This is a genomic window from Scopulibacillus cellulosilyticus (genome assembly GCF_042665295.1).
GTDB lineage: Bacteria > Bacillota > Bacilli > Bacillales > Sporolactobacillaceae > Scopulibacillus_A > Scopulibacillus_A cellulosilyticus.
This window is the reverse complement of record NZ_JBHTCO010000031.1, coordinates 1-9,869: the sequence shown is the minus strand read 5'-3', so window position 1 is coordinate 9,869 and position 9,869 is coordinate 1. Positions and strand designations below refer to the sequence as shown.

The 9,869-nt window shown below is 38.0% G+C and carries 9 protein-coding genes and 1 rRNA gene; 6 read left to right on the top strand and 4 right to left on the bottom strand.

Annotated elements, in window-relative coordinates:
- Positions 1 to 197 precede the first annotated feature (197 nt).
- Positions 198 to 737 (bottom strand): NADPH-dependent FMN reductase, encoded by a 540-nt coding sequence (locus tag ACFQRG_RS16625; protein ID WP_380968079.1) that lies wholly within the window; start codon positions 735 to 737, stop codon positions 198 to 200.
- A 165-nt stretch (positions 738 to 902) separates the two neighbouring features.
- Here ACFQRG_RS16625 and glsA point away from each other — a divergent pair, with 165 nt between their 5' ends.
- Complete coding sequence (gene glsA, locus ACFQRG_RS16620; RefSeq protein ID WP_380968077.1) at positions 903 to 1,838, top strand: glutaminase A; 936 nt, start codon at positions 903 to 905, stop codon at positions 1,836 to 1,838.
- A gap of 18 nt (positions 1,839 to 1,856) precedes the next feature.
- Here the strand turns inward: glsA and ACFQRG_RS16615 are convergent, their stop codons facing one another.
- On the bottom strand, positions 1,857 to 3,059 hold the full coding sequence (locus ACFQRG_RS16615) for an MFS transporter (protein ID WP_380968075.1): 1,203 nt from the start codon (positions 3,057 to 3,059) through the stop codon (positions 1,857 to 1,859).
- A 262-nt stretch (positions 3,060 to 3,321) separates the two neighbouring features.
- On the opposite strand from ACFQRG_RS16615, the gene ACFQRG_RS16610 reads away from it, so the two are divergent.
- A complete protein-coding gene (locus tag ACFQRG_RS16610; RefSeq protein WP_380968073.1) occupies positions 3,322 to 4,011 on the top strand; it encodes an SGNH/GDSL hydrolase family protein in 690 nt (229 codons plus the stop codon).
- 107 nt (positions 4,012 to 4,118) lie between these two features.
- Here ACFQRG_RS16610 and ACFQRG_RS16605 read toward each other — a convergent pair whose 3' ends face one another.
- Positions 4,119 to 4,562, bottom strand: a complete 444-nt coding sequence (locus ACFQRG_RS16605; RefSeq protein ID WP_380968071.1) for a DUF441 domain-containing protein — start codon at positions 4,560 to 4,562, stop codon at positions 4,119 to 4,121.
- A 232-nt stretch (positions 4,563 to 4,794) separates the two neighbouring features.
- Between ACFQRG_RS16605 and ACFQRG_RS16600 the strand changes: the two genes are divergently transcribed.
- Positions 4,795 to 6,414 (top strand): ATP-binding protein, encoded by a 1,620-nt coding sequence (locus ACFQRG_RS16600; RefSeq protein ID WP_380968069.1) that lies wholly within the window; start codon positions 4,795 to 4,797, stop codon positions 6,412 to 6,414.
- Complete coding sequence (locus ACFQRG_RS16595) at positions 6,401 to 7,090, top strand: response regulator (RefSeq protein WP_380968067.1); 690 nt, start codon at positions 6,401 to 6,403, stop codon at positions 7,088 to 7,090. Before ACFQRG_RS16600 ends, ACFQRG_RS16595 begins: the two co-directional genes overlap by 14 nt.
- A gap of 60 nt (positions 7,091 to 7,150) precedes the next feature.
- Here the strand turns inward: ACFQRG_RS16595 and ACFQRG_RS16590 are convergent, their stop codons facing one another.
- Positions 7,151 to 7,774: an RraA family protein gene (locus ACFQRG_RS16590; RefSeq protein ID WP_380968065.1), complete on the bottom strand. Its 624-nt coding sequence runs from the start codon at positions 7,772 to 7,774 to the stop codon at positions 7,151 to 7,153.
- 294 nt (positions 7,775 to 8,068) lie between these two features.
- On the opposite strand from ACFQRG_RS16590, the gene ACFQRG_RS16585 reads away from it, so the two are divergent.
- Together ACFQRG_RS16585 and ACFQRG_RS16580 are read left to right on the top strand one after the other, a co-directional pair.
- Entirely contained in the window at positions 8,069 to 9,367 is a 1,299-nt protein-coding gene (locus ACFQRG_RS16585; RefSeq protein WP_380968063.1) for a CitMHS family transporter, read from the top strand.
- Between the two features lie 434 nt (positions 9,368 to 9,801).
- Positions 9,802 to 9,869: ribosomal RNA gene (locus tag ACFQRG_RS16580) — 16S ribosomal RNA — on the top strand; the annotation flags it as partial.

The following is a 9,869-nucleotide window of genomic DNA, read 5'->3' as shown; positions in this document are numbered from 1 at the left end:
TCTTTTAGAATTTGTTTAATAACACCACTTTTATGTTTCCCCATGTTCCCACCCCAAGGTAAATCTACGAACATTTTACCGAACAATTATCCACAAGTCGACATTTTATAGTTTCCTAAACAATAAAGAAAACTTGGCAGAGCCAAGTTTTTCCAAATCAAGTGCCGGCTAAATTGTACTTGGTTAGGACATTTTGTCTAACACAACTGAGATGGATTAATACGGCTTGTGATGTTAATTAATTGATCAATCATGTCATCTAATTGTTCGTTTATGTTTTTATCAATCAGCTTTGATTCATTGTCAAAATATTGGTCATCAATGACAATTTGCTCAGATAACGTTAAAGCGTGCATGCCTCTTAAGACAATGCGTAAGTTGTTAAGCGCATTAATCCCGCCTTTACCTCCTCCGGCTGTTGCAGCAATAGCAGCAGGTTTTCCTTTAAAATAAGGCTTTCCAAGGTAATCCAGGGCGTTTTTAAGCGCGCCGCTCATACCGTTATGGTAGTCGGGTGTACAAATAAAAAAGCCATCAGCGAGGCTTGCATAGCTCCTTAATTTCTTAACCTCAGCATGTTCATTATGATCTATTTTAAATATCGGCAATTCATGAATGCTTACATCAAAAAAAAGGGTTTCTATTTGACGTTTTTCTAACATAAATTGTGCGATCTGAACTAAACTACGAGTAGTGGATTCATCTTGTGAATTTCCGTTAATCAGACATATTTTCATCGGTATCATCCTTATTATTTCTTATCAATCCATATTATATCAATTTAATCGCTTGATTTCCTAGGTTAATAAGTATAAATTTTATTCCTTCAAAGGATGTATTTTATTTGCAACTATAGTATGATTTTTATGCTGACGAGGATTAAATGTAAAGGTGATGTGATTATGATAACGCAATGCGAAAAAAGCGAAGAATTAGATCAACTCGTAGAAAGAGCGAGAACCTATACAAGCAAGGGTAAAGTAGCAGATTACATTCCGGCTTTGGGACAAGCTGATCCAAACGCCTTATCAATTGCTGTTCACTATACAGACGGCAGATGCCTTGCTGCCGGGGATACTGAGAAAACTTTTACTTTGCAAAGTATATCGAAAGTGCTGACATTGGCATTGGCAATTATGGATAACGGTGAAGACTATGTATTCGAAAGGGTCGGCATGGAGCCGACGGGTGATCCGTTTAATTCTATTGCCAAACTTGAAACGATGGTACCGTCTAAACCGTTAAATCCAATGATTAACGCCGGCGCATTAGCTGTTACAAATATGTTAAGCGGTAACACGATTGAAGAAAAATTAGGGAGGCTTTTGGCCTTCGTACATGATATGACAGGCAAAACGCATATTACTTATTCAAGTAAAGTTGCCGAATCCGAGTTTAAAACGGCAAATTTAAACCGGTCTCTATGCTATTTTATGAAGGAGCATCACATTATTAAAGGTGACGTTGAAGAATTAATTGATCTTTATACAAAGCAATGTGCAATAGAGGTTAATTGCAATGATTTAGCGCGAATCGGTTTGGTGATTGCTAATGAAGGCAAAGATCCGGAAACCGGCAGGGAGATTATCCCTAAACAAATTTCAAGGATCGTCAAAACATTTATGGTCACATGCGGGATGTATAATGCTTCAGGGGAATTTGCGATTAAAGTTGGTATTCCTGCCAAAAGCGGTGTTTCCGGAGGAATAATTGCCGCTTACCCAAATAAATTAGGAATTGGCATATGCGGACCGGCATTAGACGATAAAGGCAACAGCATCGCAGGTATAAAGTTATTAGAAATGATGTCGGCAAGATACGGATTAAGTATATTTTAAATAACAAGAACCTCAACCCTAGCTGGATTGAGGTTCATTATTTCCCATGAGTTTTTTCCCGCTTGGAAGAAACAGTGTAATAATAGTGCCAATAATCGGTAAAACCACAAATAAATCAAAAACAACACTAACACTGTATGTATCAGAAATCCATCCCATTAATGTTGAGCCGATCCCTCCGGCGCCGACACCTAAACCTATCATCAGTCCCGAAGCCAAACCAATGTTGTTAGGCAGCATCATTTGTCCATAAACAACGGTAATGGCAAATGATGATAAAATAAAGAAACCAAAAAGCAAAAGATCAATAACTGCCAGAACACCAGTTACATGAGGAAGGATCCATGCAAACGGAATTGTAATAAACATAGAAATGAAAAGGAGCCATTTATGGCTGATTCTATCCGAATACCTTCCGCCTAAAAATGTACCGACCGCACCGGCAAACAAGAACAAAAAGGTAAGAATATCCCCTATTTTTAGCGGGATATTGTGATGTAAATAATAAAACGGCAAGAAACCGGCGACGCCGATTTGTGTCCATGAGCGAAAAATAACAACGATCGTCAAGCCGACTAAACCCAGAATATGCGTTTGACCCGTAATAGCCTTTTTACGCTTTTTACCTTCTTCTAAGCTGTGCCGGTACCATGGAAGTATTTTAACGATAATCAGAGAGCCGGCAAGTCCAAATAATAAAAACCATCCGAGACCTTTTACACCGGTAGCTAATAGAAATAGCGGCAACATGAGAGGACCAACCGCTTGCCCAAAGTTCCCGCCAACTTGAAAGATCGCTTGAGCTGTTCCTTTTGCCTGACCGGCGGCAAGATGAGCGCCCCGCGAAGCTTCAGGATGGAATATCCCGGAACCAAGTCCCGAAATGCCTATCATAATAAGCAGCAGCCAATAAGATGGCATAAACCCGCTGGCGGCAAGACCTAATCCAGTGATGAAAATACCAATAGGCAAAAACCAAGGTTTTGGGCTTTTGTCAGTAAAAAGACCAAAAAACGGCTGCATGACCGATGATGTTAGTGATGATACAAGTAAAATTGCACCTGCCTGCGTATAAGAAAGATGGAAAGCTTGCTTATATAACGGCATGAGAGCCGGCACGACACCGGTAGTCATTAAGTCATTAATAAAATGCGTGGTACCTAAACTAAAAAGTTCTTTTCTAGCCTTTACCCGCTTTTTTTGCTTAAAAGTGACTTCCACAAATTCTGCCCCCTTTTTTTATATATTTTGCATGATTCCTGTAAAAAATGGCGATAAATGCCTATAGCGTCAAAAATCATGTATCCCCATTATATAGAAGTTTTCTTTTTAATTAAATAACATTGACTTGATTATCAAGCATTTTAATTCATTTGCGATCTAAGCCGAAAACAATAGGGGAATTAGCGGCATGTGCTATAATTGGGTTAGACACTTGGACTTATTAAGCAATGGTAAGACTCTTATAAGGAGCATGATAGACATGAAAATAATATGTTTCGGGGATAGTGTAACGCGAGGCGTTTCTTATGTTCGCGGACGCCTGCGGATTTTAAAAGAAACTTATCCGTCGATCCTGCAGGAGTTGTTGGGGGATCAAAATGAAGTCATTAATAAGGGTGTCTTTAATGATAATTCAGACTTGCTTTTAAAACGGTTGGACAAGGATGTTATTTCGGAAAAGCCTGATGTTGTACTGATTCAAATTGGCGGTAATGATTGTAATTTCCATTGGGATGAAGTTGCAAAACATCCGGAAGATAATCATGAACCTATTGTCCCTCTTGACCGGTATTTAAATAATGTTAAAAGGACAATAGAACGGATTAAAGGAATCGGCGCTGTGCCTGTCTTATCTACTTTGCTTCCATTAGATCCAAAACGTTATTATGAATATATTTCAAGGATTAATAATAAATCAATTGCACAATGGATAGCAGCCTGCGGCGGGATTGAGCATTGGCATGGGATGTACAACAGAGCTTTGAAGCAATTGATAAAATCAGAAGATATATTAAGTATTGATGTCCGGACGGCATTTAAAGAAAGTGACGATTTAAGTGTGTTATTAAATGATGACGGTATTCATCCCTCCCCTAAAGGATATACCGCAATGGCTAAAATTTTTAAGCGGGGACTCCGAAATTTAAAAACAGAAATAGCAAAGGTTTAATTCTTTAACAGCAACAATCCCTTCCCATGTAAACGGGAAGGGATTGTTTTTATATATACGGTTTGTGCGTCATTTGCCGGGTAAGTATGTAGTGTTATGAAAACCACCTATTTTAACCAGCCGGCAAATAAAGATAATATTCCAGCGGCAATCAGCGGACCAACCGGTACTCCCCGGAAAAATGCTACACCAATGATTGTGCCAATCATAAGACCTGTCACAATATATGGATATTGTGTAAGTAATCCGGCTCCTCTGCCCCCGAGCCAGGCAACGCCAACCCCGATAATAATAGCCGAGATCCCTTGAAAGCTTTTAACTGTATTCAAGAGATTAGAAAGCGGGACTTTACCTAAAGCAATTGGAGCCAGTACCCCCATAGTCAGGATCGCTATCCCTATTTTCATACCATATTGACTAACCCAAGTCAGAGGCTGGTCAAAAGGGAGGAGGCGAAGGATAATTAATACGCCGCCTGCAGCCCAGACAGCCAGATTCTTCGAAAAAATACCAAGAAGAACAATAACAATTAAAATAATATACGGTTCCATGTATTCTTACCCCATTTCAAAAAAGATATAGATCTTTTCGGTAGTATCATATTGAATAATCTTGACCATAGTTCTTGGCGGGCGTTCTATGTATGTTCTCTTATAGAGGTTGTTCAAAAGGTCTTGCAAATATTGCAACATTAACAAATTCAAAGGCAGGAAAGAGCATTCAATTACTTTTTATACATTAAATAGATATCTTTTTCAATGGTATAATGGGCCTTAGGAGGGGATGAGGCTGTTTAAAATGTCGCTGCAAACAAAAATACTTGGACTTGTTTTATCGCTCGTTTTTTTAATTATTGTTTTATTAACAGCTTCTTTCACTTACATGGAAGGGGAGCAAATTGAAGAGCAAAAAGGACAGCTGGCTCTGCAGATTTCAAAAACAATTTCAACGATGCCCACGATCATCAATGCTTTTAATACGGATGATCCTTCAAAGATTATTCAGCCAATTGTTGAGAAAATTAGGAAGAAAACAGGTGCTGAATTTATTGTAGTCGGAAATAAGCAAAGTATTCGCTACTCCCATCCAAATCCCAAAAGAATCGGCCATAAAATGGTTGGGGGAGATAATTACCGGGCGCTGGTTTTAGGCAAATCTTATATATCTAAAGCAAAGGGGTCTCTGGGAACTTCACTAAGAGGGAAGTCTGCTATTTTTAATCATAACGGTCAGATCGTTGGCATAGTATCAGTAGGGTTTCTTTTTGAAGATATTAAAGTGCAAATTATTAAAAATATCATTAAAGTAAGTTTAATATCTCTTGCCGTTCTTATTATATCTATTTTCGGGAGTATACTGTTGGCACGAAACATTCGAAAAGATACTATGGGACTGGAACCCTATCAAATCGCGGCTCTTTACAAAGAAAGAAATGCTATTTTACACTCGGTAAAAGAAGGGATTATTGCTGTTGATAAAAACGGGGTCATTACGATGATGAACCAAACCGCAAAGCACCTTCTAAATTTCTCGGGAGACTTTCATAACAAAAAGGTTGAAGAAATCCTTCCAACAACTCGTTTGTATGAAGTTTTACAAACAGGAGAACCGCAAGCCGATAAAGAGATGGTTTTAAAAAACAAGACAGTCATTGTTAACCGTACGCCTATTTTCGACAAAAATAATAAAGAAGTCATAGGTGTGGTCGCATCATTTCGCGATAAAACGGAGATTGAACAAATGGTCAATACGCTTTCAGAAGTTCGAAGGTATTCAGAAGACTTGCGGGCGCAAACCCATGAGTTTACGAATAAATTGTATGTCTTGTCGGGTTTAATACAGTTAGGCGAATATGAACAAGCAATGAATATGATTCAAGATGAAACAGCAGCACTTAAGTTCCAAAACCGTATTTTATTTGATCAAATTAAAGATGTTAAAGTACAAGCAATACTTCTTGGGAAATTAGGAAAGGCTTCTGAAAAAAAGATAAGGTTTGATATAGATTCAAATAGTTCATTACAATCATTACCGAAGCAAATGACTCTTTCTCATTTGATTATTATTATTGGAAATCTTATAGATAATGCTTTTGAAGCTGTTGCTGGAACAAAGGACGCTTGCGTTAATTTTTTCACAACAGATCTTGGACAGGATATTATTTTTGAAATAACTGATAATGGCGCTGGTATAAATGAGGAAGATATATCGCTTCTTTTTAACAGAGGGTTTTCCACCAAAAGCGGTCATGAACCAAGAGGGTTTGGACTGGCAAATGTAAAGGAAGCAATTAACGAATTAGGCGGATGTATTGAAGTTCAAAGCAAAATTGGGGAAGGCTCAATTTTTATAGTTTACCTTCCTAAAGATTCAAAAGGAGGGCTGAATAATGGAACCGGTTAAAACGCTTATTGTAGAAGACGACTTCCGGGTGGCAGATATCCATGAAAAATTTCTTGAAAAAATTCCGGAGGTTAAGGTCATAGGTAAAGCTTTAAATGCTGAACAAGCTCTTGAACTTTTACAAGAAAATAGCGTTGACCTAATATTGCTGGATATCTATATGCCTGACCAGCTGGGAACTGATCTTCTTTCCACAATAAGACACCAATTTCCAGATGTCGATATTGTTATGATTACGGCCGCGACAGATAAAGCATTTCTTGAAAAAGCGATGCATCATGGTGTGCAAAATTATTTAATTAAACCCGTAACGATGGAGCGCTTCATTAACATTATTAATGAGTATATTGAAAAAAAGGAACTTATTCAGTCCCGAGATGAAATTGATCAAGAGTTTGTTGATAGACTTTTTGGAAAGTCATATAAAGATAAACAGATCAACGATACAAAGTTCCCAAAAGGGATTGATGAACTGACACTTAGCAAAGTTTTAGATGTTCTAAGCAGCAGTGATGAGGGTCTTTCTGCTGAACAGGTTGGTAAAAGGATGGGCGCATCCAGAACAACTGCAAGGCGCTATTTGGAATACTTAATTTCCGCTAATTATTGCAGGGCGGAGGTAGAATACGGTATCGTCGGACGGCCGGAGCGCAAATATTATAAAAATCTTATATAAAATGGACTGAGATATTGAAATTGCCCTTCTGGTAAAGGCGCAATTTCAATATCTTTTTTCTTATTTTTCCTTTGAAAGCATGCCGTTAATATAATTAATAATCTCTTCAGGATTCCCTGATACGCGATTTTCTCTGGTTTCATCTTTCTTTAATTTATCCAAAGCTTTTTTATAGACTTCTTTTTCAATGTTTTTTGGCACAACAACCACACCGTCGGCATCACCAATGATAAGGTCCCCCGGCTGAACAGTTTTTCCTCCGCATGAAATGGGTTCATTAAGTGAACCTCTGCCATATTTTTGACTTGCTGCAACCGTTGTTCCCTTACAAAAGACCGGAAAGTCCAATTTTTTAACATCAACGATATCCCGAATAACGCCATCGACAACGATGCCGCCTACTCCTAATGTCTGAGCCATTCCCAAAATAAAATCTCCCGCCACAGCAAAATGCCGGTCACCTTTTGCATCTATAACTAAAATGTCACCGGAACGGGCCTCTTTAATCGCTTGTAAGACGAGAAGATTATCGTTCATTGGCACTTGGACAGTGAATGCTCTGCCGCATATTTGATATTCTTCTTTTAAGGATTTAATAAGCGGATCAAGATGATTCATACCATTCATAGCATCTGAAATACAGGTGGTTGGAAGAAATTCAAATTCTTCAATAGATTGAGGCATGTTAACCTCTCCTTTCCTATTAAAAAAACTATTACCTTATTATTAAGGTAATATACAAATGAAAATAAATAAAATTCTAATAACTTATGGATAGTCATAATTAAAATGAAACTATAAAAAAGTCTTCGTGAACAAAATGAACAAAATAATTATAATTGTCTTTAATCACTTTAAATTGAAAACGGTTACAAAACTGAAAATATGTTATACACTTTGAATCAGAAAACAAGGAAATTATTTATTTCCTTTAGTTTGAAAATAAGCAATTTATTTTAATTTTTAGGAGGTATGAGAATGTTAGCCATACTTGGTTACGCTATGATTGTTGTTTTTATGTATTTAATTATGTCAAAGCGTCTATCGGCACTTATCGCATTAATGGTGATACCCGTTATTTTTGCTCTCATTGGCGGCTTTGGCAAAAACATTGGAACGATGATGATGGATGGACTGAAAGATGTCGCGCCTACGGGTATCATGATCCTGTTTGCCATCCTGTATTTTGGCATCATGATTGACGCGGGCCTATTCGACCCCGTTATTTCCAAAATACTAAAAGTTGTTAAAGGAGATCCTTTAAAAATCGCTATCGGAACAGCAATTTTAGCTGTACTTGTTTCTTTGGACGGCGATGGAACGACAACTTATATGATCACAATCTCTGCAATGCTGCCTCTGTATAAAAGGATTGGTATGAAGCCATTAACATTGGCAGGCATCGCGGTATCCGGCTCGGGTGTTATGAATTTACTTCCATGGGGCGGGCCTACAGCAAGGGCTATGACGGCTTTGCATATTGATGTATCTGAACTGTTTGTTCCTGTCATACCATCAATGATCGGCGGCGTCCTTTTTGTTTTCTTTATTGCATATGTTCTTGGCAAAAAAGAACGGAAAAGAATCGGTGTTTTAGATATTGATGTTGATCAAAGCATTGCTGACCAGCAAGCTGCAGCTGTTGAAGGCATTAATATTAAACGCCCGAAATTAATCTGGATTAATTTCATTTTAACTGCAGCTCTTTTAGTTGGTCTTATTACTGAGGTACTGCCAACTCCTGTATTGTTCATGATTGGGTTTGCGATTGCTGTTTTGATTAATTACCCAAGATTGGCCCAGCAAAAAGAACGCATTGCTTCTTATGCAGGAAATGCTTTATCCGTTGTTTCATTAGTTTTTGCAGCAGGGATTTTCACAGGCATTCTTTCTGGAACAAAAATGGTTGATGCGATGGCCCATGTATTAATTTCTCATATTCCAGCTTCATTAGGGCCTCATTTCCCTATCATTACGGCTATAGCAAGTGCACCGTTTACTTTCTTTATGTCAAATGATGCTTTCTACTTTGGCGTGCTGCCAATCATCGCAAAGACGGCGGCTTCTTATGGCGTCAGTCCAGTAGAAATAGGCAGGGCATCACTTCTTGGGCTTCCTGTTCACTTATTAAGCCCGCTTGTTCCTTCGACGTATTTATTAGTCGGGATGGTAGGCGAAGAATTTGGCGATCTCCAGCGCAAGTTCTTAAAATGGGCATGCGGTTCAGCTGCTGTTATGATCATCGTGGCATTAATAATAGGAATTATTTCATTTTAGGAAGAAAATTAACGGGTAACGCTTTGAAAAAAGGTGTTACCCGTTAATTTATGGATTTAAAACTTTTTGTTGACGAATCATAAATGAAGTGATATTATAAATCTTACTGTTGTTTAGAGGCGTGTTTTTATAAAACAAAAAAGATATTGACATTATGAAACTACGATGTTAATATTAATAGCGTCGCTTTTGAAAGAAACAAAAGCACAGCAAAAAAGTTGTTGACAAGATGTTCGCAACTTGATATAATAAGAAAGTCGCTGTTGAGCGATTGACTTAAATGATTAAGAGATTGTACCTTGAAAAATTGTACCTTGAAAACTAAACAAAAGCCAAGCGTGATTGAAAGGGCAACTTTTCAATAAAAGCTAAGGGTCATAACGATTGAAAGTATCGCTGTTTAACAGCTTTAATAAGGATGTTCGCATCCAAACTTTATTGAGAGTTTGATCCTGGCTCAGGACGAACGCTGGCGGCGTGCCTAATACATGCAAGTCGAGCG